Origin of the sequence: Streptomyces sp. 796.1 (assembly GCF_047525675.1) — a bacterium.
Classification (GTDB): Bacteria; Actinomycetota; Actinomycetes; order Streptomycetales; family Streptomycetaceae; genus Streptomyces.
In genome coordinates this window covers 66,862-92,839 of the sequence record NZ_JBLIWA010000009.1, presented here as the reverse complement: position 1 = coordinate 92,839, position 25,978 = coordinate 66,862, and the positions used below count along the sequence as shown (strand labels likewise).

The window sequence follows — 25,978 nt, the reverse complement described above, 5'->3', positions numbered from 1 at the left end:
GGGCTTCCGTGCGAGCGGCCGAGCGGTCCGGGTGCCCCACCCCACCTACCCCCACCCACCCTCACCCCCGCAAGATCCGCCCCTGCGCATCCGTCTTGCTGTCGCTGGCCAGCAGCACGATGCCGTCGACCAGGGCCCAGACGAAGAGGCCGCCCAGGGTGAAGAGCTGGGCCAGGGCCACCCCGGTGTGGCCGGTGTAGAAGCGGCCGATGCCGAACTGGCCGAGGAAGATCTGGAGGAGGCCGGCGGTGATCTTCGACTTGTTGGAGTACGGGCGGCCGTACGGGTCGTAGCCGTACGGCGCGTCCGGGCCCGTGGTGGGCCAGCCGGGCCCGGCGGGGTAGCCGGCGGGCACCGGTTGGCCCGGGGGTAGCTGACCCGGCGTCGGCTGGCCGGCCGAGCCCGGGTGGGGGTAGCCGTAGCTGGGCTGGCCCTGGGCGCCGTGCGGGTAGCCGTAGTCGGGTTGGCCCTGGGGCATGGCGTACGGGTTGGGGCCGCTGACGGGGTGTGCGTAACCCGCCTGCGGCGTCGCGTACGGGCCCGGACCGGGCTGTGGGGGTTGCGGGGCGGCGTACGGCGGGCCGCCGGTCGGGGGCGTGCCGTAGGGGGAGGGGCCGGCTGGCGGCGTGCCGTAGGGCTGCTGCCCGTCCTGCGGCGTGCCGTACGGGTTGGCGTTGGACATGGCCTGCCCCCGGGGGTCGTGGTCGTGGGCCGCGCCGCCGGTCGCACCGGCGGCAGCGTTCCCTGCGTTACCTGTATGCGCCCCCCATCCTGCCAGTCGTCGCCCGCCCGGCGTGGGTCGGACGTCCCCAACTGGCCGTGGTGGTGCGGGGGGCGCGGGGCGGGTGGCAGCCGGCGCGCGGGGTGGGCCGGTGAGTTGACGGCGGGTCGGCCTGTGCGCGGACGCGCTGCCGCGCACAGGCACGTACGCGCGCGTCAGCGCACCCCCAGCACCCGGTCCCGCAGCGCGGGGAAGTCCTTGCGGACGGCCGCCACCTTGGGCAGGTCCAGATCGACGGTGAGGACCGACTCCTCGGGGCCGGCCTCGCCGAGCACCTCGCCCCACGGGTCGACGACGATGGAGTGGCCGGCCTGCGGCACGCCGCCGGTGGTGCCGGCCGAGCCGCAGGCGAGCACGTACGCCTGGTTCTCCACGGCGCGGGCGCGGGCCAGCAGCGTCCAGTGCTCGCGGCGGCGCTCCGGCCAGCCGGCGGGGATCACCAGGAGTCCGGCGCCGGCGTCCACCAGGAGCCGGAACAGCTCGGGGAAGCGCAGGTCGTAACAGGTCGCCAGGCCGATCGTCGCCTCCGGCAGCGCCACCGTCACCGGTTCGGTGCCGGCGCCCATCAGGACCGCTTCGCCCTGGTCGAAGCCGAACCGGTGGATCTTGCGGTAGCTGCGGACGAGGGTGCCCGACGGGTCGAAGACCAGCGAGGTGTTGTAGAGGGTGCTGCCGTCGTCGGTGGTCGGCTGGCCCTCGGCCGCTGGCGCCCGCTCCACGATCGAGCCCGCGTGCAGCCAGGTCCCGCACTCGCGGGCGGCGGCCGACAGCGCCTGCGCGGTCGGCCCGTCCAGCGCCTCGGCGGCGGACGCGAACTCCTGGTGGGCGAAGGCGCCCACGGTCCACAACTCGGGGAGTACGAGGAGGTCGGCACCGGTTTGTCGGTGCGTGTCCCGTACGAGGGTGGCCGCTCGCTCGCGCCGAGAATCAACCGGCTCGTCCGGGTCCACACCCATCTGGATCAGTGAAGCGCGCACATTACCACCGCTCTCGACGATCGAGCTGTCCAACCGGGCCTACGATCAGTCTGGAAAGCACTGCCGGGGTGCCCGTGCGCAGCGTAACTTAACTGCCAAACAGCACCCAGCCCGCGTACGAACCGCCCGAGGGGTCCCGTGACCGTCCATCCCAGCCTGCAACCTGCCATCGATGCATGGACCCACTCCATCGAAGCGATATCCGAGTTGGTGACACCGCTCGTCGAGGGTGAGTGGAACCGGGCCACCGATTGCCCGGGGTGGTCGGTGCGCGACGTCGTCTCGCACGTGATCGGTTTCGAGTGCGAACTGCTCGGCGACCCGCGCCCGATCCACAGCCTGCCCCGCGACCTGTTCCACGTCACCAGCGAGTTCGCCCGCTACGTGGAGGTCCAGGTGGACGTCAGGCGCTGCCACACCGCGCCGGAAATGACGTCCGAACTGGAGTACACGATCATTCGTCGCTCCCGCCAACTGCGCAACGAGACGCGCGACCCGGAGACCGTCATCCGCGGCCCGCTCGGCGAGCACACCCTCTCCCGCACCCTGACCACCCGGGTCCTGGACGTGTGGGTGCACGAACAGGACCTGCGCCGGGCGCTCGGCAAGCCGGGCAACCTGGACTCGCCCGGCGCGGTCATCACCCGTGACGTGTTCCTGAAGGCGCTGCCCGGCGTGGTGGCGAAGAAGGCGCAGGCGCCCGCCAACTCGGCCGTGGTCGTGGATGTGACGGGCCCGCTGGAGTTCATGCGCACGGTGCGGGTGGACGCCGAGGGCAACGGCAAGCTCGACGCGAGCGTGTCGCTCGGCCCGGCCGTCACGCTCAGCCTGGACTGGGAGACCTACCTGCGGCTCGCGGCCGGCCGCGCCCGCCCGGAGGCGCTGGCCGACAAGGTGAAGATCGACGGCGACCGGCCGCTGGCCGAGGCGATCCTCGCCAACTTCGCGGTCACGCCGTAACGTTTCGCGACCGCGGCGTGACGGACCGCGCCGGAGTGTCGGTACGCGCCGGCGGCACGGGGTTGCCCGGCTGGCCCGACTGGCCCGACTGTCCGGGGTGGCCCCCGGGTTGGCGTGGGTTGGCCCCGGGTTGGCGCGAGTGGGTGTGGGTTGGCGTGGTCTGGTGCGATGCGACGTGAGTTGGCGCAGGTTGGCGCGGGTGGGTGTGCGTGGCGGTGGGTGATGGTGCGTGGGCGTGGGGTGATGTGGGTGGTGGTGGGTTGGTGGGGGGAGTTGGCGTCGGGTGGGTGTGGGGTTGGTCGCCGGGCGGCTGTGAAGTGGCTGGCCGCTGGTGGTGGGTGGGCCGTCGGGTGACGGTGGGGCGGACATGGGGTGGCCGTTGTCCACGGGGTGGACGGTTCGGTACGGAAGTTGTGGAGGCCCGCGGGGTGTGACGCGGTCGGAGCGGGAGTTGCGGCAGCTCCGCGGGGCGTGACGCGGTCGGAGCGAGGGTTACGGGAGCTCCGCAGGGTGTGACGCGGTCGGGGCGGCGGGCCGTTGCCCCGACCGCGCCGCCCCGTGAGTGGGCCGCTCACCCCGCACCGGCCGCCGGCTAGGCCGGCACGTGCACCGCCTCCACCCGGCTGGCGATCACGTGCTCGCGCTCGCGGCGGTGGGCCCGGCCGCGGAGCCTGAGCATCTGGGACAGGCCGACGGCCTGGAGGACGAAGACCGAGGCGAAGGCGGCCCGGTAGTTGTTGCCGGTCGCATCGAGCAGCACGCCGATGGCGAACAGCGTGGTCATCGAGGCGATGAAGCCGCCCATGTTGACGATGCCGGACGCGGTGCCGAGCCGCTCGGGCGGGTTGGCCGGGCGGGCGAAGTCGAAGCCGATCATCGACGCCGGGCCGCAGGCCCCGAGCACCACGCACAGCGCGATCAGCAGCGCGATCGGCGCGTGCCGCTCCGGCCAGGCCAGTACGGAGCCCCAGAGCGCGGCGGTGGCGGCGATGGTGCCGAGCGCGATGGGCGCGCGGGCCGCGTGGTGGCGGGCGATGACCTGGCCGTAGACGAGGCCGATCGCCATGTTCGAGAGCACCACCAGGGTCAGCAGCTCGCCCGCCTGCGTGCGGGACAGCCCCTCCGCCTCGACCAGGAACGGCATCCCCCACAGCAGCAGGAAGACCATCGCGGGGAACTGGGTGGTGAAGTGCGTCCACATGCCGAGCCTGGTGCCGGGCTCGCGCCAGGCCGAGGCGATCTGCTGGCGGACGAAGCCCTTGCCGACGTGCGGGTGCGGCGCCGGCTCGTGGCCCTCCGGGTGGTCGCGCAGGAACAGCACCACCAGGACCAGGACGAGCGCGCCGCCGGCCGCGCTGCCGGCGAACGTGGCCGTCCACCCCCACAGGTGCAGCAGCCGGGCCAGCAGCAGCGTGGAGATCAGGTTGCCCGCCATCCCGATCAACGCGGCGACCTGCGCGATCAGCGGCCCGCGGCGGGCCGGGAACCAGCGCGAGCCCAGCCGCAGCACCGCGATGAACGTCATCGCGTCACCACAGCCGAGCAGCGCCCTGGAGGCGAGCGCCATACCGTACGAGTGGGAGAGGGCGAAGCCGAACTGGCCGGTGGTGAACAGCACCACGCCCAGCAGCAGCACCTTCTTCGTGCCGAGCCGGTCCACCAACAGGCCCACCGGGATCTGCATGCCGGCGTAGACCAGCAGTTGCAGGATGGAGAAGGTGGACAGGGCCGACGCGTTGATGTGGAAGCGGTCGGCGGCGTCCAGGCCGGCCACGCCCAGGCTGGTGCGGTACGTGATGGCGACGAAGTAGACGGCGACGCCCAGGCCCCAGACGGCCACCGCGCGGCGCCCGCCGGGTGGGTCGCCGGGCAGCGCGGGGCCGCCGCCACCGCCGGGCCCGCTGGAGCCGCCGGTCTCGCCCGATCCGCCGGGCCCGCTGGAACCACCCGTTTCGCCCGATCCGCCGGGGCCGCCCCCGGCCCGTATCTCTCCCGGGGCGCTCACCTGTCCTCACCCCGGGCCAGGTGGCGTACCCAGCTCACGTGTTGGTGCACGGCGTCCGCCGCGGCGTCCGCGTCCCCGGCGCGCAGTGCGGCCAGGATCTCGGCGTGCTCGCTGATGTTCTTGGCGATCCGGTCCGGGTGGGCGTGCATCACGGCCGCGCCCATCCGCAGTTGACGGTCGCGCAACTGGTCGTAGAGGCGGTCCAGGATCTGGTTGCCGGCGCTGCGGACGATCTCGGCGTGGAAGCAGCGGTCGCTGACCGCGAGGGCCGCGAGGTCGCCGGCCGCCGCCTGGGCGCGCTGCTGGTCGAGGAGTTCTTCGAGCCTGGCGATCAACTCGGGGCGGGCCGGCACCGCCTTGCGCGCGGCGTGCTGCTCGACCAGCAGCCGGGTCTCCACCACGTCGCCGATCTCCTGCGCGGAGACCGGCAGCACCAGGGCGCCCTTCTTCGGGTAGAGCCGGATCAGCCCCTCCACCTCCAGCCTGAGCAGGGCCTCGCGGACGGGGGTGCGGGAGACGCCGACGGCGTCGGCGAGGTCGCCCTCGGTGAGCAGGGTGCCGCCTTCGTAGCGGCGCTCAAGGACGGCTTGCTTTACGAATGCGTACACCCGGTCGGCGGCCGAGCCGGTGCCGGCGGCAGCGCCGGATGCGGCGGGAGCGGCACTTTTGACGGGCGGTGCGGCGGCGGGTTCGGGGGTGGTCCTGGCGGTAGGCGGAACGGCGGGAGCGGTCGGTGCAGGGGCCATGCACACAGGATAGATACAACAGGAATGCATGCGTAGGGCGCGTCCGACATGCGGACGGCGCCGGCGTGCACCGGGGCGCGCAGCCTCCGTCACGGCTGCGGTGCGAAAGCGGCCCGCGAGACCGATGAGGCCGCTCAGCAGGGCCTCGCATGCTTACCTCGCGGTGCGTGGGCACCAGGAAGTCGGTACTTGGCAACCGTGCGGGCGCGCGCCACGATGAAGTCACACCCGGGGGAATTCCGGCGGTGACGCCGCCCGGGTCGGGGGGCACGCCTCCCGTTTCCCGTGCTCGGCCGCAGATCCGGAATGCGGCACCGCGGGCCGCTCGCCCGCCCGTCCCACCCGTTCGCCGCCCGGCGCCCGCCGCCGGTCCGTGGCGCGCCCACGCGCTGCGCACCGCCGCAGCAATTCCCTGGAGAAAACCTGTGAACGCACAGTCCCCCGACACCGCACAGTCCCCTGACACTGCGCAGTCCCCTGACACCGCGCAGTCATCCGTCACCGTGCTCGGCCTCGGCACCATGGGCCGGGCGCTGGCCACCGCCTTCGTCGCCGGCGGCCGTACCACCACCGTCTGGAACCGCACCCCGGGCAAGGCCGCCGAACTCGTCGCGGCCGGCGCCACCGAGGCCGCCGACCTGGCCACCGCGATCGAGGCCAGCGACCTGGTCGTGGTCTGTCTGTTCAACAAGGACTCGGTGCGCGAGGCGCTCGCCCCGCACGTCGCGTCGCTGGCCGGCCGCACCGTCGCCATGCTCACCACGTTCACGCCGGCCGACGCGCGGGAGATCGCCGGCTGGGTCGGCGAGCACCAGGCCGGCTACCTGGGCGCCGCGCTGATGGCCACACCGACGATGATCGGCCAGCCCGAGGCGCAGCTCTTCTACAGCGGCCCCGAGGACCTCTTCGAGACCCACCGGGAGACGCTGTCCCTGCTGGGCACGAGCACCCACGTGGGTGCCGAGGTCGGCACGTCGGCGCTGTACGAGACGTCGCTGCTCACCGGCATGTACGCGATGTTCTTCGGCTTCTACCACGGGGCCGCGCTGATCCGCACCGGCGGCGTGCCGGCCAAGGAGTTCGCCGCGCTCGCCGGGCCGTGGATCCGGGCCATGACCGGCTCGCTCGACTACGCCGCCGACTTCATCGACAAGGGCGACTACACCACCGACGTGCAGAGCCTGGTCTTCAACCGGTCGGCCCTCGACCACATCGCGCACGTCAGCGGCGACCAGGGCATCAGCCCCGAACTCCCCTCTCTCCTGCGCGAGTTCATGGACCGCCAGATCCGGGCCGGGCACGGCGCGGACAGCGCCACGCGCGCGTACGAGAGCATCGCCAGGCCGCAGCAGGGGTGAGCGGCGCCGGGGGCCGGCCGGAGCACACCGTGCCGGCCCCGGGCGGCCGACCCCCGCAGGCTCAGCCACCCCCACCCGGCAGCACCCGCAGCGCGCGGTCGAAGGCCGAGTCCCTGCGGTGGGCGAACTCCTCATCGGTGAAGACCGGTTCCGACAGGTGCGGCGGGATGCCGGAGCCGTCGAAGGTCTGGCCGGAGCGGGTGCGGAACTCCTCGTTCGGCACGTCGAAGTGCCAGCCGCCGGGCAGGCTGCGCTCCAGCGTGTCGGAGAAGACGCCCTGGGTGTGCTCGCCGATCCGCACGGTCGCCCCCGGCCGCTCCAGCAGGGCCTGGGTGAACGTCTCCCCGGCACTGATCGTGGACCCGCCGGTGAGCACCGCGACCGGCCCGGTGTAGCGGGGGCCGCTGGCGGGCGTGACGTACAGCGGCTGCGGCGCGGTGAAGCGGGTCGCATCGGCGGGGTCGTTGCGGGCCCGTTTGGCGTACGCGAGGTAGGGCCGGTCGGTGAGCCGGGCCGCGAGGTCGAGCCCGAAGGAGTCGGCGCCGCCGCCGTTGACCCGCAGGTCGATGACGAGCCCGCGCAGCCTCGCGGTCCGCTCGGCCGTGAAGATCGCGTCCAGGGCGGCGTCGAGGGCGGCCTTGTTCGCCTCGTACGTCGGCGTCTTCGCGTACCCGAGGAACGCCACGACCCGCAGGTAGCCCCGGCCGCCGGGCAGGTCCGCGTAGCCGATCAGGCCGTTGGCGTACTTCTGCAACGGCCGGCCGCCCAGGTCGCGGTCCTCGATGTACGCGCTGGTGCGGGCGTCCAGGGCCGCGTCGGGCATCGTGGTGCCGGGGCGCAGCCCCTGGAAGCTGCCGCTGGCGCCGGCGTCGATCGACACGTGCGCGTCGTGCAGCGGCTGCACCATCTCGCGGAAGAGCGCGAAGAGTTCGTCCCGGCCGGTGTCCGGGTGCACGCGCGGCCGGTACGCGTCCCGCACGGCCCGCCAGTCGACGCCCTTGGCGGCGAAGAACGGGTAGTTCTCCGCGAAGGTGTGCCAGAAGACGTCGAAGCTGCGCACCGGGTCGAAGGGCCCGGCCCCCGCGCCCGGGTCGCAGTCCGCGGGCAGTGCGGCGATCCGGCGCAGCCCGCGGTCCCCCGGCGAGCCGTCCACGTGCAGCGCGAGCCGGTCGGGGCCGCCGGCCCTGCGGAGCGAGAAGGTGCGCCCGTTCTCCTTCGCGTAACTGCGCACCCCGCCGCTCTCCCCGGTGCGCCGGGCCGCGTCGCCCGGCAGGCAGCTCACGGCCGTCGTCTGGTACTCCTGCACGGCCCCGCCGCGCACCGTGAGGACCGTGCCGTAGCCGTCGGTCCGCCACACGCCGTCCCAGGACCGGGCGCCGCCGGCCCCCCGCTCGGCCCCGCCGCCCTCCCGCCCCGCCGCCACGGCCGTCGCCGCCGGCGCCAGCAGCCCGCCGGCGACCGCCAACACGGCCGCCACCGCCACGCCCCGACCCAGCCCGCCGTACCCGGTCCCGCTCCGTCGCATCTCCCGCGCCCCTCTCGCTCTCCCGTCGTACGGCACCCATGCTGGCCGCCGGCGCCCGGCCGCAGACAGCCGTCCAGCAGGTGGGGCGGGGGTGGTGGCAGGTCCACCCCGCGGGGTGGGGGCTGCCTTCGGGGGCTGCTGTTGGGGGCTGTTGGGGAGTTGGGGTGGCGGGCCGGGCGGGGCTCAGCCCTCCGCGAAGACCGGCGGCTGCGGGTCGTACTCGATGCCCTTGCGGACCGCCGCCGCACGCCAGGGTGCGACGAGGTGGCCGACCAGGTACAGGCTCATGTCGATGCCCGCCGAGATGCCCGCCGAGGTCAGCAGGTCGCCGTCGGCCACGAAGCGCTCGCCGTCGCGGACGTCGACGGTCGGATCGAGCTCGCGCAGCCGGTCGAGCGAGGCCCAGTGGGTGGTGGCGGGGCGCCCGGCGAGCAGTCCGGCCGCCGCGTACACCAGCGAACCGGTGCAGACGCTGGCCATCAGCGGGACCTTGGCGCGCTGTTCGCGCACCCACTCCAGGTGCGGTTCGTCGGTCAGCAGCACGCGGGTGCCACGGCCGCCCGGGTGGATCAGCACATCCAGTTCGGGCAGGTCGGCCGCGGCGTGCTCGATCTGCACGGTCAGGCCCTTCGCACAGGTCACGGGCGCCCCGTCGAGCGAGAAGCAGACGGCGCGCCAGTTGTCCTCGGGGAAGTGCTGGGTCCAGTACGAGAGCACCTCCCAGGGGCCGATCGCGTCCAACTCCTCCACGCCGGGGAAGAACAGGATGCCGATGGTGCGGGTACGGACCGGGTCGGGCTGCTGGCTCAGGCTCGGGTCAAGGCTCATGACGCCATGGAAGCAGGGTCCCCCGTGCGGGGCGCCCCATTTCAGTCCCCGAGCCGGCGCAGCCGCTCCGCGTCGGCCGTCCGGGGGCAGGTGCCGCAGGCTTCGCCGGGCCGCACCGCGTAGTAGAGGCAGCAGCCGGTCCGCGTACGGGTGAGGTGGGTGGTGCCGGTGCGGCCGGTCAGCCGGCGGAAGTCCGCGGCGGCCGGGTACGGGGCGATGGCCCGCGGCAGCACCTCGGTTGCCCGGCGCACCGCGCGCTCCTCGTCGCCGAGCGTGCGGCCGAGCGTCCAGATGCCGGAGAGCAGGTCGTCGCCCGCCATCCCCCACAGGGCGCGCGGCCCGCGCCGGAAGGCGGGCGCGATGGCGGTCAGCAACGGCCGCACCAGATCGGCGAAGGCGTCCCGCAGCGCGCCGCGCAACGCCTCCGCGTCGGGCACCGTACGCACCCCCGGCAGCCCGGCCGCCGGATCGCCCGGCAGGCAGACGAAGCCGCCCGGCGTGACCTCGTACCGGTCGGCGGCCAGGTCGTACCTGACCGCGCGCGAGGTGAGCAGCGGCACCCTGCCCTCCAGGTACCAAGGACCGCTGACCAGCAGCGAGAGGGACCAGAGCGAGCCGTGCAGGGCGCGGGCCGCGAGCACGTGGCGGGGCGGGGCTGCGGACGCGACGGGTGGGGCGCCGACCGGGGCGCACGGGGCGTTGCCCGGGGCGGCCGTCGCGGCGATCCGGGCGGCCTCAGCGGCGAGGAACTCCTCGATCAACTCCTGGTGCAGGGCGAGCTGTTCCAGGGTCGGCCTGCACCGCAGCGGAGTTGACGGGGAACCATATTCCCTACGAACAAGGTGTGTTGGTGTGTCGGACGGCGCAGCGGACGTCGCTTTGACGGGCCAACGGACGTCCAGGTGCAGCGGTTCGAGGAGCGCGGCCAGCCGCGTGTAGCCGCGGGCGAGCAGGAGCGCGCCGTGCGGGGCGGTGGCGTCGTCGGGCGGGCAGGCCGGGACAAGGGCCAGCGTCATCGGGGTTCCTCAGCACCAGGGATAGCAAGGCAAGCCTTACCTTAGCCGCATCCTGGCGGGCTTTTGATCATCCACGCCCACGATGTGGCCGCAAGAAGCACGCATCGGCCAGCCCCCGCCGGCCCCCGCGCCCCACCCGACTCGCGGCCCCGACCGATCACCGCTGGTCAGCGCGGTGCCACGGCTGGGCCGGCCGGGTGGTACGGCGGGGCCCAGTACGACGAATTCCGTGCGGCGCCCCGGGGTCGCCCCGCCAGCGCGGCGGCGAGCCGGGCGCGCCCGGCCGCACCCGCACCCCGCGCCCTCCACCCCCGCGCGCCCCACCGCAACCCCACTGCTCCGCCCCAGGCGCACCTCAGGCTCACCCCGGGCACACCCACCCCCGAACACGCCGGAGGCCCGGGCGCAGTCGTGTCGCCCGGGCCTCCGGCCCGCTCATCCGGGTGCAGACGCCTCGGCCCCGCCGGCGCATGCACGCGGTGTTCGGTACACCTCAGTTCAGCTCAGTACTCAGTACAGCTCGTGCCTCGCTCCGGGCCCGTCGGCCCGGCCCCTCAGCCCCAGGTGATCAGGCGCTTGCCCGGGTCCTCCAGGACCGCGGCCACGTCCGCGAGCACCTTCGAGCCCAACTCGCCATCCACCAGGCGGTGGTCGAAGGAGAGCGCGAGGGTGGTCACCTGGCGCGGCTTGACCTTGCCCTTGTGCACCCACGGCTGGAGCTTGATCGCGCCGACCGCGAGGATCGCCGACTCGCCCGGGTTGAGGATGGGCGTGCCGGTGTCGACGCCGAAGACGCCGACATTGGTGATGGTCACCGTGCCGCCGGACATCGCCGCCGGCGTGGTCTTGCCCTCGCGGGCGGTGCTGACCAGGTCGGCGAGGGCCGTGGACAGCTCCGGCAGCGTCTTGCGGCCGGCGTCCTTGATGTTGGGGACGATCAGGCCGCGCGGGGTGGCCGCGGCGATGCCCAGGTTCACGTAGTCCTTGTGCACGATCTCCTGGTTGGCCTCGTCCCAGGCCGCGTTGACCTCCGGGTTCCGCTTGATCGCCAGCAGGAACGCCTTCGCGACCAGCAGCAGCGGGTTGATCCGCAGCCCGGCGAGCTCCGGGTCCTGCTTGAGCTCCTGGACGAGCTTCATCGTGCGCGTGACGTCCAGCGTGATGAACTCGGTGACGTGCGGGGCCGTGAACGCGCTGCTGACCATCGCCTGCGCGGTGGCCTTCCGTACGCCCTTGATCGGCACCCGGCGCTCGCCGCCGGCCACCACGGGCTCGGCCTCGGCCGGCGCCGCGGCCGGGGCCGCGGTGGGCTCGGCCGGCTGCGCCGCGGGCGCGGCGGTCGCGCTGGCCGCCGCGTGCACGTCGGCGCGGGTGATGATGCCGTCCGCGCCGGTGGGCGTGACCGTCGCCAGGTCGATGCCGAGGTCCTTGGCGAGCTTGCGCACCGGCGGCTTGGCCAGCGGACGCGCGCCGCCCGTCGCGGGCTGCGGCACCGTGGCGGCGGGCGCGGCCGGCGCCGCCGCGGGCGCCGGGACCACGGGGGCGGCCGGGGCGGCGCCCGCGTGCCCGTTCAGCTCGGCCTGGAGCGCCGCGGCAACCGACGGCTGGCCGGCTGCCTGGCCCGGCTGCGGCTTGCGGGGCCGCCGCTTGGTGGAGGACGGCGCCGCCCCGTACCCGACGAGCACGGCCTGCCGGCCCTGCTGCGCGGGCTCCTCGTCGGCCTCGGGCGTCGCAGCGGGCTCGGCGGCTGCGGGCGCCGCCGGCTCGGCCGGGCCCGCGCCCGGCTGGGTGTCGACGGAGATGATGGTGGTGCCGACGTCGACGGTCACGCCCTCCTCGAAGCGCAGCTCGTGCACCACGCCGTCGAAGGGGATGGGCAGTTCGACGGCGGCCTTGGCGGTCTCGACCTCACAGACCGGCTGGCCGTCGGTGACCGTGTCGCCGACCTGCACGTACCACTTGAGGATCTCGGCCTCGGTCAGGCCCTCGCCCACGTCGGGCATCTTGAATTCGCGGAAGCGCTGTGCGGTGTTGCTCATGATCGCTGCTCCAAGCCCCTCAGTACGCCAACGCGCGGTCAACGGCGTCGAGCACCCGGTCAAGCCCCGGCAGGTACTCGTCTTCGAGCCGGGACGGCGGGTACGGCGCGTGGAACCCGCCCACCCGCAGCACCGGGGCCTCCAGGTGGTAGAAGCACCGCTCGGTGATGCGCGCGGCGATCTCCGCGCCGGAGCCGAAGAAGACCGGCGCCTCGTGCACGACGACCAGCCGGCCCGTCTTGCGCACCGAAGCCTCGATGGAGTCGAAGTCGACCGGCGAGATCGACCGCAGGTCGAGCACCTCGATCGACTTGCCCTCCTCGGCTGCTGCCGCGGCGGCGTCCCGACACACCTTGACCATCGGCCCGTACGCGGCGAGCGTCAGGTCGGTGCCCGCCCGCTCCACCCGGGCGACGTGCAGCGGGCCCGGGATGGCGGCGGTGTTGACCTCGGAGCGGTCGTGGTAGCGGCGCTTGGGCTCGAAGTAGATGACCGGGTCATCGCTGGCGATGGCCTGCTGCATCATCCAGTACGCGTCGGACGCGTTCGAAGGCGAGACGCACTTCAACCCCGCGACGTGCGCGAACAGCGCCTCGGGCGACTCGCTGTGGTGCTCGACGGCGCCGATGCCACCGCCGTAGGGGATGCGGATGACGACCGGCATCTTGATCTTGCCGAGCGCGCGGGCGTGCATCTTGGCGAGCTGGGTGACGATCTGGTCGTACGCCGGGAAGACGAACCCGTCGAACTGGATCTCCACCACCGGGCGGTAGCCGCGCAGCGCGAGGCCGATGGCGGTGCCGACGATGCCGGACTCGGCCAGCGGGGTGTCGATCACCCGCTCCTCGCCGAAGTCCTTCTGCAACCCGTCGGTGACCCGGAAGACGCCGCCGAGCTTGCCGACGTCCTCACCCATGATGACGACCTTCTGGTCGGTCTCCAGGGACTTGCGCAACGAAGCGTTGATCGCCTTGACGATCGACAGCTTTTCGGTGGTACCGGCAGCCATCTCAGTGACCTTCCTCGGCGAACGAAGCCTGGTACGCGGCGAACTGGGCGCGCTCCTCGTCGACGAGCGAGTGCCCGTCGGCGTAAATGTGCTCGAACATGGCCATGTCGTCGGGGTCGGGCATGGACCGCACCACGTCCCGCACCCGCTTGGCCAGCGCGTCCGACTCCTCCTCAAGGGCGGTGAAGAAGTCCGCGTCCGCGAAGCCCTCGCGGTCCAGGTAGGTGCGCAGCCGCAGGATCGGGTCCTTGGCCTCCCACAGCTCGCGCTCCTCGTCGCCGCGGTAGCGCGTCGGGTCGTCGGAGGTGGTGTGCGCGCCCATCCGGTAGGTGAACGCCTCGACCAGCATCGGGCCCTGACCGCTGCGGGCCCGCTCCAGGGCGGCCCGGGTGACCGCGAGACAGGCCAGCACGTCGTTGCCGTCCACCCGCACGCCGGGGAAGCCGTACCCCTGGGCGCGCTGGTAGAGCGGGACGCGGGTCTGCCGCTCGGTGGGCTCGGAGATGGCCCACTGGTTGTTCTGGCAGAAGAAGACCACCGGTGCGTTGTAGACCGCGGAGAAGGTGAACGCCTCGGCCACGTCACCCTGGCTGGAGGCACCGTCACCGAAGTACGCGATCACGGCCGAGTCCGCACCGTCCTTGGCCACGCCCATCGCGTAGCCGGTGGCGTGCAGCGTCTGCGAGCCGATGACGATCGTGTACAGGTGGAAGTTGTTGGAGTTGGGGTCCCAGCCGCCGTTGTTCACGCCGCGGAACATGCCGAGCAGGTTGGTCGGGTCGACGTTCCGGCACCAGGCGACGCCGTGCTCGCGGTAGGTGGGGAAGACGTAGTCGTCGTCGCGCAGGGCGCGGCCGGAGCCGATCTGCGCGGCCTCCTGGCCGAGCAGCGAGGCCCACAGGCCCAGCTCGCCCTGGCGCTGCAAGGTCGTCGCCTCGGCGTCGAAGCGCCGGGTCAGCACCATGTCGCGGTACAGCCCACGCAGCTCTTCGGCGGTCAGGTCGATGGAGTAGTCGGGGTGCTCGACCCGCTCGCCCTCGGGCGTCAGTAGCTGTACGAGCTGGGGTTGATCAGCCGTCGGCTGCTTGGCCCTGGTGCGCTTGGTGCTGCTGCTGCGGCGTGGTTTGCTCGCGGCAGTGCTGTCCACGGTCACGTGTGCTCCTCCGTCTGTCCGGCCCCCGGGGTCCGCCGGCGGCTGGTGGTCCTCGCGCCAGAGGCGAAAGGGCGGCTCCGCCCGGACGGTCCCCGGCGCACGGGGTGGGTGCGCCGATGCCCCGACCGGGCGTGACAGGTGCTCCGGCGGGTGTCCCGCGAAAGTCACGTTACCCAGTGCGTCGCAGGTCTGCGAAACCCCATCTGACCTGCGATTTTGCTTGGATTTCCAAGTAAATCGAGAAAGTGGGGAACAAGCACTGGTCACAGCCTCGCAGGCCGCCAGAACAACGGCACGTTATCCCGGAGGGCAAGAGCACGGGAAGAGTTCGTATGTGAGACTGAGAACGTGCGCGAAGAAGGAAAAATCACCGTATTCCTGCTTGACGACCATGAAGTCGTGCGCCGGGGCGTGCACGAGTTGCTCTCCGTCGAGGACGACATCGAGGTCGTGGGCGAGGCCGGAACCGCCGCTGACGCACTCGTCCGCATCCCCGCGACCAGGCCCGATGTCGCCGTACTCGACGTACGGCTGCCCGACGGCAGCGGGGTTGAGGTGTGCCGCGAGATCCGCTCGGCGGACGAGGGCATCCACTGCCTGATGCTGACCTCCTTCGCCGACGACGAGGCCCTCTTCGACGCGATCATGGCGGGGGCGTCCGGGTATGTCCTCAAGGCGATCCGTGGCAATGAATTGCTATCCGCGGTACGAGACGTCGCCGCCGGAAAGTCCCTGCTCGACCCGGTCGCCACGGCCCGCGTACTGGAACGCCTACGAGCCGGTAACACCCCCCGCGGCGACGAGCGACTGGCCTCCCTCACGGAACAGGAACGCCGCATTCTGGATCTCATCGGCGAGGGCCTCACCAATCGCGCGATCGGCGAACGCCTGCATCTGGCCGAAAAGACGATCAAGAATTACGTTTCCAGCCTGCTCTCCAAACTCGGCATGGAGCGCCGCTCCCAGGCCGCCGCATATGTGGCCCGCTTGCAGGCAGAACGCCCCTGAGCTCCCCTTTCCTCTTTCCCCCTGACGGGCCTGGTGGGGCCGGTTTTCCCTGCTGAGGGCCTTGCGTGGCCTCTGGTGCGGCCCCGGCGGGGTCTTGCGGGTCCGCCGGTGGGGGCCGGAGCTGCTGCTCGGAATTCGGTACGGGCGCGGGTGGGGCCGGGTGAGGTCGGTCGGGGTCGGTCGAGGCTGGCTGGGGCTGGCTGGGGTTGCCGTGGCCCGGCAGGGTTGAGCGAGGTTGAGCCGACTTTCGGGGTCGGCTGGGTGGGGTGACTGGGTGGGGCTTGGGTTGGCTGTGGGCTGGGTTGGGTTGGTGGGTGGCTGGGGTGGTGGGTTGTTCTCCGTGGGTGGCTGGGTGCTGCGGGGGCTGGTGTGGGCGGGGTCGGCCGGGTGGGGCGGGCCTGGGAGCGGGTGTGGCCTGGGGCAGGGAGCGGGTGTGGCCTGGCGGCGGGGTGGGTTGGGTTGGGTTGGAGTGAGGCGGGGGTCGCCAGGTGCGGCGGGCGCCCCGTACGCACTCCGCGGGCCGCCCGCTCGGCATCACGCCAGACGCCCCGCGCGGGCCGGAACCGCACCCACCCGGCCGACGCCCGCCCCGCCTCCTGCGCCTGACGGCCGCGCGCACGGCCGCTGACGGCCAAAGCGCCCTGACATCCGCACGGTCGGGCCGCCCCGCCGCAGTCGGGACCAACGTCCCGGTGCGTCGGGGCGGCTGCCCCTATGGCGGGGCGACCACCAGCGGGCAGGGTGGTGCCATGCCGATCGACACACCCACGGACGACGCCCGCGCGATCGACCTCATCCGCGAGGTCCGCTACGGCCGGATCTCCGTCAGCATGCGGGCGCTGCCGTTCGTGACGGTCGCCCGGCACATCGTGGTCGACGGCCAGGTGCTGCTGCGGATGCACCGCGGCTACGGCTACCACCGCGCCTGTGAGGGCTGCGTCGTCGCGTACGGCGCCGACAACATCGACTCCCTCGGCAGCGCCGAGGGCAGCACCGGGGATGTTTGGTCGGTGCAGTTCGTCGGCACCGCACGGCTGTTCGTGCCGTGCGCGGCGGAGTTGGCCCGCTTCGGCCCGACCCCGCAGACCGCGGACGGCGACCCGTACGACCCGGTCTACCTGCGCATCGAGCCGCAGTTCTGCACCGTGCACCGGCTCGATGGTGTCCCAGCGCGGCTGAGCGCGCACGCTGTGTGATCTACCATCTGGCGGGTGCTGCGCTCTCCCCTCACCGCCGTCGACGCCCGCGGGCGCGCCCCCCATCACGGTGCCGTATCGCTGGCCCCGGAGACGCTCGGCGCCCTGCTCAGACGCTATGAGGGCCCCGGCGAACCGCTCGCCTGCCGGCCGCTGGCGCACGGGCTGCTCAACCGCGGCTACCGGCTCGCCACCACCCGCGGCCAGTACTTCCTCAAGCACCACCTCGCCGGCGACCAGGCCGCCATCGCCCGGCAGCACCGCGCGACCTGGCGGCTGGCCGGGCTCGGCGTCCCGGTCGCGCCCCCGGTCGCCGCCGCCGACGGCAGCACCGTCACCGTGCTCGGCGGACGCTGCTACGCGCTGCACCCCTGGGTCGAGGGCGTGCACCGGGACGGCGGCGACCTCACCGCCCCGCAGAGCCGCCGGCTCGGCACCCTGCTCGGCCTGGTCCACGTGCGCCTCGCGCGCGTCATGCGCGCCGAAACCGGCACCGAATCCGGCTCCGAAACCGGCTCCGAAACCGGCACGGCCACCGACGCCGGCACGGCCACCGGACCCGCCGCCGAGCCGCACCCGTCGGGCCCCCGCCTCCCCGGCCCCCGCGCGGCCTCCCCCGCACCGCCGCCCGCGCCCGCACCGCCGCCCGTCCGTCCGCCCCGCTTGGTGCCCGGTGGCTGGTACGGGGCGGCTGCCGGGGACACCGGGCCCGCCGGGTCGCCCACCCCGCCCGATCCGGCGGACACCTTCGCGCTCATCGACGAACTGCTCCTGCTGGCCGGGCGCCGCCGCCCGCGGGACGCGTTCGACGAGCTCGCCGAGCACCGGCTCATCGAACGCCGCGCCCTCATCGAACGGCACGCCCACCGCCGCCCGACCGCCCCCGCCACCCCGCCCGCGAGCTGGGTGCACGGCGACTTCCACCCGCTGAACCTGCTCTACCGCGGCGCCGAACCGGCCGCGATCGTGGACTGGGACCGGCTCGGCGTCCAACCCCGCGCCGAAGAGGCGGTACGCGCCGCCGCGATCTTCTTCGTCCGCCCCGGCGGCACCCTCGCCCTGACCAAGGTCCGCCCGTACGCCCGCGGCTACCGCGCCGCCACCGGCGCCAGCCCGCAGGAGATGGCGGCGGCCGTGCACCGGGTGTGGTGGGAGCGGCTCAACGACTTCTGGATACTCCGCTGGCGTTACCAGCGCGGCGACCACCGGGCCGACCCGCAGTTCCCCGCCGTCGCCGCCCTAGCCGTCTGGTGGACGGACCACTACGAGGCCGTCTGCCAGGCGTTCTGCGACTGACCCCGCCCCGCGCCGCACGACCCAAGCGCGAGGCCCCCACACCCGCCCCCGGACGCGCCCCGAGAGCCGGAACGGCCCGTACCGCCCCACGGTGGGGGCCGATACGGGCCGCAGACGGACGCGTACGTCACGAGAAGCATCCGAAACGCCGCGGGATGCGAGACCGGCGACCGGTCCGGCCGCCGCGTCCCGGGCGGGGAGCGGGACTACCCCACGCCGCCCTCGCCGCCACCAGCGGCGGCAGCCGCCTCGCCGCCCTCGCCGCTGCCCGGGCCACCACCGGGGCCGCCCGTCGGCGGCTCGCCGGTCGACGGGTCGGTGGGCTCCTGCGACGGCGGGTTGCCGTCGTCCGTCGCGGGCGGGGTCGTCGGCTCCGTCGGCTCGTCGGTGGGCTCGGTCGTCGGGTTGGTCTCCGGCGGCGTCGTCGGGTTCTGCGTCTCGGGCGCCTGCGTCGGCCGCTGCGTCTTCGGCGGGGTCCAGCCACCGCTGGTGTTGGAGCTCCCGTCGCCGTCGCTCGGCTCCTCCGAAGGAGTCGTCTCCTCGCTCGGCTTCTGCGACGGCTTCTCGGTCTTCTTCTCGGTGGTCGTCTCCGTGACCTTGTCGCCCGGCGTCTTCTTGGTGCCGTTGTCGTTGGCCGCGTTCAGCGCGAGGACCACGCCGACCACCACCGCGATCAGCGCCAGCGCCGCGAACAGCCACACCTTGCCGCGGCCCCGGCCGCCGGGGCCGTCCCCGTCGAACCCGCCGTCGTCGTCCCCGCGCCCGCCGCCGATGAACACCGGCTGCTGCGAGGTGTCGCCGCCCTGCCCCGGGTGCGGCATCGCGGACGCGCCCGGCATGCCCATCGCCGGCGTCGCCGCACCGAGGTGCGCCACCGGACCGGTGTTCCAGGTGCCGGTGTAGCCGCCCTCCTCGTGCAGCATCTGGAGCGCGTACTGGACCAGGCCGCGCATCTCCTCCGCGCTCTGGAACCGGTCGTCCGGGTCCTTCGCGAGCGAGCGCATCACCAGGCCGTCGAGCTCCGGCGGCACCCCTTCGGTGACCTCGGACGGCGGCACCGGCATGTCCTGCACGTGCTGGTAGACCACCGACAGCGGGGTCTCGCCGGTGAACGGCGGACGCAGCGCGAGCAGCTCGTACAGCAGGCAGCCGGTCGCATACAGGTCCGAGCGGTGGTCGACGGCCTTGCCGAGCGCCTGCTCGGGCGAGAGGTACTGCGGGGTGCCCATGACCATGCCGGTCTGGGTCATCGTGCTGGCGGCGCCGTGCAGGGCGCGGGCGATGCCGAAGTCCATCACCTTGACCGCGCCGCCGTTGGTGATGATGACGTTGGCGGGCTTGATGTCCCGGTGCACGATGCCGTGCTGGTGGCTGTAGGCCAGCGCTTCCAGCACGCCGGAGACGATGATCAGCGCCTGGTCCGGCGGCGGGGCCTCCGCGTTGAGCAGCAGCTCGCGGATGGTGTGGCCCTCGACCAGCTCCATGACGATGTAGGGGACGACGTGCTGGCGGCCACCGGCCGCGCCGACCAGGTCCTCGCCCGAGTCGTACACGGCGACCACCGCGTGGTGGTTGAGACCGGCGACGGACTGGGCCTCGCGAGTGAAACGGGCCTTGGAGACCGGGTCCTCGGCGAGGTCGGCCCGCAGCAGCTTGACGGCCACCGTGCGCCCCAGGCGCACGTCCTCGGCGGCGAAGACCTCGGCCATGCCACCCCGACCGAGCTTGTGCGTCAGGCGGTACCGTCCGTCACCAATCAGCCCGCCATTGCCCCAAAAATCCGGCGAATCGGACATGCCAACCCCGGTGGCGTCAGAATCGGAGGGCCCCTGCGCGCCCTGGGTCTGTGCCATCAGTCCTCGCGTCGTTTCTATCCACTCGCACGGGCTAGGGTTCCCCACGCCAGCGGGTGGGGTCGTACTTCGCTAAGGCACGCTACAGGCTCCGGGCGGCCCACCGGTTCGTGATGGACCGGCCATCAAACCCGTTTGGGGCGGAGCCTGGCAAATCACGTGACGGCTTCTTGCGCATCCGGTCACGGAACGGGCACGCGGCTTGACGTGTCGCCCCCCTGGGGCAGACTTGGCCGAGAAATAGGGATCACCGAGCGTTTGACAAGCCAAAAGGCCGTTCACGGCCGGGGCAGCGCGCCAAGGGGGAAGTACACGATGAGCCAGCACGGCGCGCAGGGCCGCTACCAGGGCCACTCCATCGCCGGCGGGCGCTACCAGCTCCAGGACCTCCTCGGCGAGGGCGGCATGGCCTCGGTGCACCTGGCCTATGACACCGCGCTCGACCGTCAGGTGGCCATCAAGACCCTGCACACCGAGCTCGGCCGAGAGCAATCGTTCCGCGAACGTTTCCGTCGCGAGGCCCAAGCCGTCGCCAAGCTGTCACACACCAACATCGTCTCCGTCTTCGACACCGGCGAGGACGAGCTCGACGGCGGCCTGATGCCGTACATCGTCATGGAGTACGTGGAGGGCCAGCCGCTGCGCTCGGTGCTCGACGCGGACGTGCGGCAGTACGGGGCGATGCCCGCCGACAAGGCCCTGAAGATCACCGCCGACGTGCTCGCGGCGCTTGAGGTCAGCCACGAGATGGGCCTGGTCCACCGCGACATCAAGCCCGGCAACGTGATGATGACCAAGCGCAACGTGGTCAAGGTCATGGACTTCGGCATCGCCCGCGCCATGCAGTCCGGCGTCACCTCGATGACGCAGACCGGCATGGTCGTCGGCACCCCGCAGTACCTCTCCCCCGAGCAGGCGCTCGGCCGCGGCGTGGACGCCCGCTCCGACCTGTATTCGGTCGGCATCATGCTCTTCGAGCTGGCCACCGGCCGGCTGCCGTTCGACGCGGACTCGCCGCTGGCCATCGCGTACGCGCACGTGCAGGAATCGCCGGTCGCCCCCTCCACCATCAACCGCTCGCTGACGCCGGCGCTGGACGCGCTCGTGGCCCGGGCGCTGAAGAAGAACCCGAACGAGCGCTTCCCGACCGCCGAGGCCATGCGCGACGAGTGCGCGCGCATCCTGGGCAGCGGCCAGTCGGGCGCGGCGCCCGCGGTGATCACCGGGGCCGGCCCGGCCCGCAGCGGCGCCGGCGTCGGCTCCGCCGTCTTCCCGCCGGTCGACCAACAGACGCCGGCCCCCGCCCAGCAGCCCAGCGTGCAGACCCCGTACGCGCCGCAGCAGCAGGCCGGCTACCAGAGCGGCGGCTACGGCCCCAGCACGCCGGCCCCCGGCCCGTACGCGCCGCAGCAGCAGACCCCGCCGCCCGGCTACCAGACGCCCGCGCCGTACGGCACCGGCCAGGGCACGCCGCCGCCGTACGGGACGCCGGCGCCGGCCCCCGCCAGCGGTGGCGGGCACGGCGGCCAGGGGAGCGACGGCGGCAGCAAGAAGGTCATGATCGGCTCCGCCGTGGTGGCCGCGATCGCCGTGCTCGCCGTGATCATCGCCTTCGTCGCGAAGGGCGGCGACGACGGTGACGGCAAGGAGGAGCAGGCCAAGCCGTCCGAGACGCCGACGGAGACGGTCGCCGGCTTCAAGGAGGGCGACAAGTCCAAGACGATCGACCCGGAGAAGTGCACCGACGCGTACGAGGCGCCGGACAAGCCGGGTTCGTACATCATGCCGAAGTTCCAGTACCTCTACATCGACTCGGTCAAGACCTGCCTCAAGAAGGCCGGCTGGAAGTACGAGGTCGTGCCGATGAACGAGAGCGTCTGGGGCAAGGGCACCGTCATGGAGTACACCTTCGACCAGCGCGAGCCCTTCGACCCCAAGGAAGACAAGGTCGAACTGACGGTCTCCACGGGCAACCCGGAGTAGGGCGGTCGCCCAGCCGGCGGGGCCTGAATGATCGGCTGACCCGGCGCCGGGTGGGGTGTCGCCCGCGGACGCGGGGCCTGACAGCAGAGTGTGAAAGGGGCGGGGTGACCCGGGCGGATGGAGCCCGGGGCACCCCGCCCCTTCGCGTGCGCGCGGGCCCGCGGGTGCGGGCCCGCTGCCGGCGGGTGGTGGTGCGCCGGCGGGTGGTGGCCGGGTGGCACGCGCCCGGCCGGTGCTGGTCGGCGGTACGCAGCCGGTGGAGGCCGGCGGTACGGGCAGCCGGTGGGCCGACGGTACGGGCCGTGGCTGGCGCGAGCCGCGTACGGGCCCGTCCCCTCCCCGCCGTCCTCCGTACCGTCTTGCCGTCCTGGTCAGGCGGGCCGGGCCGCGCGGGCCGCGGGGCGCACCGGGGGAACAGGGGCCGCCGGGAAAGCAGCCCCGGGGTCAGAGGTAGGGGCCGGAGCGGGCGCCGCCGGGGGGCTGCTGGCCGTCCTCCTCGTCGCCGCCGATGCCGGGCGGCAGCGCCCTGCGCATCTGCTCCAACTGTGCACGGGCCGCCATCTGCTGGGCGAACAGTGCGGTCTGGATGCCGTGGAAGAGACCCTCCAGCCAGCCCACCAACTGCGCCTGGGCGATGCGCAGTTCGGCCTCGGTCGGCACGGTCTCGTCGGTGAAGGGCAGCGAGAGCCGCTCCAGCTCCTCGATCAGCTCGGGCGCGAGACCGTCTTCGAGCTCCTTCACGGAGCTGGCGTGGATCTCCTTGAGCCTGACCCGGCTCGCCTCGTCCAGGGGAGCGGCCCTGACCTCTTCGAGCAACTGCTTGATCATGCTGCCGATGCGCATGACCTTCGCGGGCTGCTCCACCATGTCCGTCACGGGGGTCTCCCGCGACGCGTCGTCGCCGCCGCCCTCACCGGAGCCGGCGCTACCGAGCGCCATCCCGTCCGGGCCGACGACCAAGACGTGCGGGCTCTCCTGCGACCGTTCGTTCATCGGCTGGTTCATGTCACCCATTGTTCCGTACGTCACTCCGACCGGCCGGTGCGGGGGCGACGTCCAGCCACCCGACATCCCCCGGGGAGCGGGTGCACGCTGCGCGGGGGCTCACGCGGCTGGGCCCCGGCCCCGGTGGGTGGGAGCCTCGGAGGGCGTGTCCTGGTGGGCGTGGGTGGGCGGTGGGTGGCTGGTCAGTACGGGTGGCGGCCGTGGCGGCGGAGGCGGAGGCCGAAGTAGGCGAGGCCGAGGCCGGTGAGGGCCATGCCGGTGCCGAGCGGCAGCACCCGCATCGCCGTGCCCTGCGAGCCGCTGGCCGCCGTCCCGCCGACCCCGTCGACGACCGGCCCGGTACCGGGCTGCGCCGCGGGCCACCCCGCGTCGTCCGCGGCGTCCGTACCGACCGGCGGCACCAGCGGCACCGGCGGGCGCCCCGTCGGGGGCCACTGCGGCAGCGGCCCGAGCGGCCGTCCTGCCACCTGGTCGCCCGGCCGGTCGCCGGACGACCGGCCGTCCTGCGAACCCGGCACCTCACCGGCGGCCGTGGCATCGGCGGAGCGGGACGGCGCGGAGGAGGCCGGCGTGGCGGCTCCTTCGGTCGGCCCGTCGGTCGGGGTGGTGCCCTCGTCGGTGGGAGCGTTGCCGTTCGGGGCGGCGTCGGCGTCGTGCCGGGGGTCCGGGGGGCCGGTCTCCCCGCCGCCGTCCTCGCCGTCACCGCCGGCCGGCCGGCCCGGCCCTGCGTCGTGGCCGGTCCGCCCCGGGTCGGCGGGCGACTCGCCGTGCCCTTCCGGCCGGCCGTGGTGCTGGCCGTGGTCGGGGCGGTCGCGGCCGTGGTCATGAGCGTGGCCGTGGCCCGGAGGCCGGCCGGGGCGCTCGCCGTGCGGCCCGGTGGAGGCGCCCGGCATGGTCGCCGGGTCGGGGCGGGTCGGGCGCAGGGGGTCGCCGGGCCGTACGGGGTGGGTCGGGCGGTCGTCGCGGGGGACGAGGTGGCGGCCCGGGTGCGCCCGCCCCTCGCCCTGTGCGCTCCCCGCCAGCCGCGCCCCGGACGGCCCGGGCGGCCCCGCGGGCACCGCCACCACGACCGCCGCCGGCCCCGCCACCGCGAGCACCACCCCGCAGACCCCGCCCACCCAGCCGGCCCACCGACCCGCACGCCGCCCCGCCCACCAGCCCGTACGTCGCACCCGGGAACCACCTGGGCAACCCACCCCGCGCTCCCCACCCCGCGCGCCGAACACCCGCGTGGTGTGGGGGAGATGACCGCTGGAGGGTGGGGGGTTGGCCGGGGTGGACCCGCTGGCCGGGGTGAGGCTGCTGGCTGGGGTGGGGCGGTTAGCCTGGCCGGGCGCGTTGGCCTCGGCGAGGCTGGTGGCCCGGGTGGGGCTGCCGGCCTGGGCGGGCCCGCTGGCTCGGGTGGGGCGGGTACGCGGGCCGGGGCGAGCGGGTGGGTCGGCGGGCCCGGGGGCGGTGGGGGTGTCTGGTCGCGGAACGTCCTCGCGCCGTGCGGTCGTACGTCGTGAACGGCGCAGGTTCACTGAGACCACGTCCGTGTCCCTTTCGTACCGTCATCCAACGAACGGCTGACAGCTCTCAGCCTCACACGCCGCGCCCCCACCGGCATCTCGGCGCACACCCGTCCCACGCCCCAACTCGCCGTACGGGCCCGGCCTCCGCCCCGACGCGCGGGGCTGCCCGCCGAGCCGTCGCAGCCTCGCCCTCGCGTCGTACGGGCAGGCCGGCACGGTCGGCACCGCGCGCGGCCAGCCGAGGTCCCCAGGCTAGGTGGGCGAGGTGAATGGGGTGGGTGGCGCGGATGACGCGGGCGCGGCCAGTCGCGGGTGGCGCGGCGCGTACCGGAATCCGGGCCGACCCGCATGGGCCGTACGGGGGACGGGAGACGGGGGACGGGGACGGGGGGACGGGAGCCGGGTGCGTGGGTGCGTGGACGGGAGCCTCGATGGGCGAAGCGGCGCGGGGGTGTGGCGAGGGTGTGGGGGGGGCGCGGCGGGGTGCGGGGGCGGGTGCAGGTGGGGCTCCGCCCTCCGGGTGCGCCCCGCCCGGCCCGTACGGCGGGCAAGGCGGGGCACCGTCCCGCGAGGGTGACCGCGGTCCGGCGCGAGCGGGACGGTGCGCCAGCCGGCCGAAGAACGCGCAGGTCAGCGGATCGGCAGAACAGGGGATCGGCAGATCAGGGGATCTGCGGAGCGTCGGACGCGCAGGCGAGCAGGCCGGCAGGCGAGCAGGCCGGCAAGAACGCCTGCGCGTGACCCGTCAGGTCGTCAGGAGGATCTTGCCGATGTGGACGCTGGACTCCAGGACTCGGTGGGCCTCGGGGGCCTCGCTCATCGGGAGGGTGCGGTCGATGACCGGCCGCACCCGGCCGCTCTCGATGAGCGGCCACACGTGTTCCCGCACCGCCGCGATGATCGACGCCTTCTCCGCGAGCGGGCGCGCGCGCAACGAGGTGGCGGTGATCGCGGCCCGCTTGCCGAGCAGGGCCCGCAGGTTGAGTTCGCCCGTCGCGCCGCCCTGGAGGCCGATGATCGCGAGTCGGCCGTTGACGGCGAGCGCGCGGACGTTGGCGTCCAGGTACTTCGCGCCGACGACGTCGAGGATGACGTCGGCGCCCACGCCGTCGGTGGCGCCGTGCAGTTCGGCGACGAAGTCCTGTTCGCGGTAGTTGATCAGCACGTCGGCGCCGAGTTCGGCGCAGGCGGCGAGCTTCTCCGCGCTGCCGGCCGTGACCGCGACCCGCGCGCCGATCGCCTTCGCGAGTTGGATCGCCATCGTGCCGATGCCGCTGGAGCCGCCGTGCACCAGCAGGGTCTCGCCGGGACGCAGATGAGAAACCATGAAGACGTTGGACCAAACGGTGGAGACCACCTCCGGGAGCGCCGCCGCCGACGCCACGTCGAGGCCGGCCGGCACCGGCAGCAGTTGCCCGGTCGGCACCGCGACCCGCTCCGCGTACCCACCGCCGCCGAGCAGCGCACACACCTCGTCGCCGACCGACCAACCGCCCCCGCCGCCCGGTCCGACGGCGACGATGCGGCCGGCGCACTCAAGCCCCGGGTAGGGCGCCGCGCCCGGCGGCGGATCGTAGAAGCCCTGCCGTTGCAGCACGTCGGCGCGGTTGACGGCGCTGGCCGCCACCTCGACGAGTACCTCTCCCTCGGCGGGCTCGGGGTCGGGAACCTCGGCCCACACGAGGGCCTCGGGTCCACCTGGCTCGGGAACCGTGATCGCACGCAT

The 25,978-nt window shown here is 73.7% G+C and carries 20 protein-coding genes; 6 read left to right on the top strand and 14 right to left on the bottom strand.

The features are described from left to right. Positions 1-61: 61 nt before the first annotated feature. Together ACMA1D_RS08680 and ACMA1D_RS08675 are read right to left on the bottom strand one after the other, a co-directional pair. Entirely contained in the window at positions 62-682 is a 621-nt protein-coding gene (locus ACMA1D_RS08680; RefSeq protein ID WP_414723273.1) for an NINE protein, read from the bottom strand. Positions 683-936: 254 nt separating this feature from the next. After that, positions 937-1,758, bottom strand: coding sequence for a carbon-nitrogen family hydrolase (locus ACMA1D_RS08675; RefSeq protein ID WP_414723330.1), 822 nt, complete (start codon positions 1,756-1,758; stop codon positions 937-939). 138 nt (positions 1,759-1,896) lie between these two features. Here ACMA1D_RS08675 and ACMA1D_RS08670 point away from each other — a divergent pair, with 138 nt between their 5' ends. Beyond that, positions 1,897-2,718 (top strand): maleylpyruvate isomerase family mycothiol-dependent enzyme, encoded by an 822-nt coding sequence (locus tag ACMA1D_RS08670; RefSeq protein ID WP_414723272.1) that lies wholly within the window; start codon positions 1,897-1,899, stop codon positions 2,716-2,718. A gap of 592 nt (positions 2,719-3,310) precedes the next feature. On the opposite strand, the gene ACMA1D_RS08665 is transcribed toward ACMA1D_RS08670, so the two are convergent. Continuing rightward, complete coding sequence (locus ACMA1D_RS08665; protein ID WP_414723329.1) at positions 3,311-4,591, bottom strand: MFS transporter; 1,281 nt, start codon at positions 4,589-4,591, stop codon at positions 3,311-3,313. A 128-nt stretch (positions 4,592-4,719) separates the two neighbouring features. Next, complete coding sequence (locus ACMA1D_RS08660) at positions 4,720-5,469, bottom strand: GntR family transcriptional regulator (RefSeq protein ID WP_414723271.1); 750 nt, start codon at positions 5,467-5,469, stop codon at positions 4,720-4,722. Positions 5,470-5,894: 425 nt separating this feature from the next. Between ACMA1D_RS08660 and ACMA1D_RS08655 the strand changes: the two genes are divergently transcribed. Continuing rightward, positions 5,895-6,827 (top strand): NAD(P)-dependent oxidoreductase, encoded by a 933-nt coding sequence (locus tag ACMA1D_RS08655; RefSeq protein ID WP_414723270.1) that lies wholly within the window; start codon positions 5,895-5,897, stop codon positions 6,825-6,827. A 61-nt stretch (positions 6,828-6,888) separates the two neighbouring features. On the opposite strand, the gene ACMA1D_RS08650 is transcribed toward ACMA1D_RS08655, so the two are convergent. From ACMA1D_RS08650 to pdhA, 6 genes are all read right to left on the bottom strand, one after another. Next, a complete protein-coding gene (locus ACMA1D_RS08650; protein ID WP_414723269.1) occupies positions 6,889-8,352 on the bottom strand; it encodes a S41 family peptidase in 1,464 nt (487 codons plus the stop codon). Between the two features lie 183 nt (positions 8,353-8,535). After that, positions 8,536-9,180 (bottom strand): DJ-1/PfpI family protein, encoded by a 645-nt coding sequence (locus tag ACMA1D_RS08645; protein WP_414723268.1) that lies wholly within the window; start codon positions 9,178-9,180, stop codon positions 8,536-8,538. A 41-nt stretch (positions 9,181-9,221) separates the two neighbouring features. Further along, complete coding sequence (locus ACMA1D_RS08640; RefSeq protein ID WP_414723267.1) at positions 9,222-10,196, bottom strand: (2Fe-2S)-binding protein; 975 nt, start codon at positions 10,194-10,196, stop codon at positions 9,222-9,224. A 554-nt stretch (positions 10,197-10,750) separates the two neighbouring features. Beyond that, entirely contained in the window at positions 10,751-12,235 is a 1,485-nt protein-coding gene (locus ACMA1D_RS08635; RefSeq protein ID WP_414723266.1) for a dihydrolipoamide acetyltransferase family protein, read from the bottom strand. Positions 12,236-12,254: 19 nt separating this feature from the next. Then, positions 12,255-13,244 (bottom strand): alpha-ketoacid dehydrogenase subunit beta, encoded by a 990-nt coding sequence (locus ACMA1D_RS08630; protein ID WP_414723265.1) that lies wholly within the window; start codon positions 13,242-13,244, stop codon positions 12,255-12,257. Position 13,245: 1 nt separating this feature from the next. Further along, positions 13,246-14,397, bottom strand: coding sequence for a pyruvate dehydrogenase (acetyl-transferring) E1 component subunit alpha (pdhA, locus tag ACMA1D_RS08625; protein WP_414723264.1), 1,152 nt, complete (start codon positions 14,395-14,397; stop codon positions 13,246-13,248). Between the two features lie 348 nt (positions 14,398-14,745). On the opposite strand from pdhA, the gene ACMA1D_RS08620 reads away from it, so the two are divergent. From ACMA1D_RS08620 to ACMA1D_RS08610, 3 genes are all read left to right on the top strand, one after another. After that, the gene (locus ACMA1D_RS08620; RefSeq protein ID WP_414723263.1) at positions 14,746-15,405 is read left to right on the top strand and encodes a response regulator; all 660 of its coding nucleotides are present in this window, start codon (positions 14,746-14,748) and stop codon (positions 15,403-15,405) included. A 749-nt stretch (positions 15,406-16,154) separates the two neighbouring features. Further along, on the top strand, positions 16,155-16,601 hold the full coding sequence (locus ACMA1D_RS08615; protein WP_414723262.1) for a pyridoxamine 5'-phosphate oxidase family protein: 447 nt from the start codon (positions 16,155-16,157) through the stop codon (positions 16,599-16,601). Positions 16,602-16,619: 18 nt separating this feature from the next. Then, positions 16,620-17,897, top strand: a complete 1,278-nt coding sequence (locus ACMA1D_RS08610; protein WP_414723328.1) for a phosphotransferase — start codon at positions 16,620-16,622, stop codon at positions 17,895-17,897. Between the two features lie 206 nt (positions 17,898-18,103). Here the strand turns inward: ACMA1D_RS08610 and ACMA1D_RS08605 are convergent, their stop codons facing one another. Continuing rightward, on the bottom strand, positions 18,104-19,750 hold the full coding sequence (locus ACMA1D_RS08605) for a protein kinase domain-containing protein (RefSeq protein WP_414723261.1): 1,647 nt from the start codon (positions 19,748-19,750) through the stop codon (positions 18,104-18,106). Between the two features lie 315 nt (positions 19,751-20,065). On the opposite strand from ACMA1D_RS08605, the gene ACMA1D_RS08600 reads away from it, so the two are divergent. Then, positions 20,066-21,733 (top strand): protein kinase domain-containing protein, encoded by a 1,668-nt coding sequence (locus tag ACMA1D_RS08600; RefSeq protein ID WP_414723260.1) that lies wholly within the window; start codon positions 20,066-20,068, stop codon positions 21,731-21,733. Positions 21,734-22,177: 444 nt separating this feature from the next. Here the strand turns inward: ACMA1D_RS08600 and ACMA1D_RS08595 are convergent, their stop codons facing one another. The 3 genes from ACMA1D_RS08595 to ACMA1D_RS08585 all read right to left on the bottom strand — a co-directional run bounded on the left by ACMA1D_RS08595 (position 22,178) and on the right by ACMA1D_RS08585 (position 25,978). After that, positions 22,178-22,738, bottom strand: a complete 561-nt coding sequence (locus tag ACMA1D_RS08595; RefSeq protein ID WP_414723259.1) for a bacterial proteasome activator family protein — start codon at positions 22,736-22,738, stop codon at positions 22,178-22,180. A gap of 182 nt (positions 22,739-22,920) precedes the next feature. Further along, a complete protein-coding gene (locus ACMA1D_RS08590; protein WP_414723258.1) occupies positions 22,921-23,910 on the bottom strand; it encodes a hypothetical protein in 990 nt (329 codons plus the stop codon). A gap of 1,087 nt (positions 23,911-24,997) precedes the next feature. Next, positions 24,998-25,978 (bottom strand): NAD(P)H-quinone oxidoreductase, encoded by a 981-nt coding sequence (locus tag ACMA1D_RS08585; protein WP_414723257.1) that lies wholly within the window; start codon positions 25,976-25,978, stop codon positions 24,998-25,000.

Coding starts and splice junctions, on each gene's coding strand:
- ACMA1D_RS08680 (WP_414723273.1), bottom strand. CDS start 682: ATGTCCAACGCCAACCCGTACGGCACGCCGCAGGACGGGCAGCAGCCC.
- ACMA1D_RS08660 (WP_414723271.1), bottom strand. CDS start 5,469: ATGGCCCCTGCACCGACCGCTCCCGCCGTTCCGCCTACCGCCAGGACC.
- ACMA1D_RS08650 (WP_414723269.1), bottom strand. CDS start 8,352: ATGCGACGGAGCGGGACCGGGTACGGCGGGCTGGGTCGGGGCGTGGCG.
- ACMA1D_RS08645 (WP_414723268.1), bottom strand. CDS start 9,180: ATGAGCCTTGACCCGAGCCTGAGCCAGCAGCCCGACCCGGTCCGTACC.
- ACMA1D_RS08640 (WP_414723267.1), bottom strand. CDS start 10,196: ATGACGCTGGCCCTTGTCCCGGCCTGCCCGCCCGACGACGCCACCGCC.
- ACMA1D_RS08635 (WP_414723266.1), bottom strand. CDS start 12,235: ATGAGCAACACCGCACAGCGCTTCCGCGAATTCAAGATGCCCGACGTG.
- ACMA1D_RS08630 (WP_414723265.1), bottom strand. CDS start 13,244: ATGGCTGCCGGTACCACCGAAAAGCTGTCGATCGTCAAGGCGATCAAC.
- ACMA1D_RS08615 (WP_414723262.1), top strand. CDS start 16,155: ATGCCGATCGACACACCCACGGACGACGCCCGCGCGATCGACCTCATC.
- ACMA1D_RS08605 (WP_414723261.1), bottom strand. CDS start 19,750: ATGGCACAGACCCAGGGCGCGCAGGGGCCCTCCGATTCTGACGCCACC.
- ACMA1D_RS08600 (WP_414723260.1), top strand. CDS start 20,066: ATGAGCCAGCACGGCGCGCAGGGCCGCTACCAGGGCCACTCCATCGCC.
- ACMA1D_RS08595 (WP_414723259.1), bottom strand. CDS start 22,738: ATGAACCAGCCGATGAACGAACGGTCGCAGGAGAGCCCGCACGTCTTG.
- ACMA1D_RS08585 (WP_414723257.1), bottom strand. CDS start 25,978: ATGCGTGCGATCACGGTTCCCGAGCCAGGTGGACCCGAGGCCCTCGTG.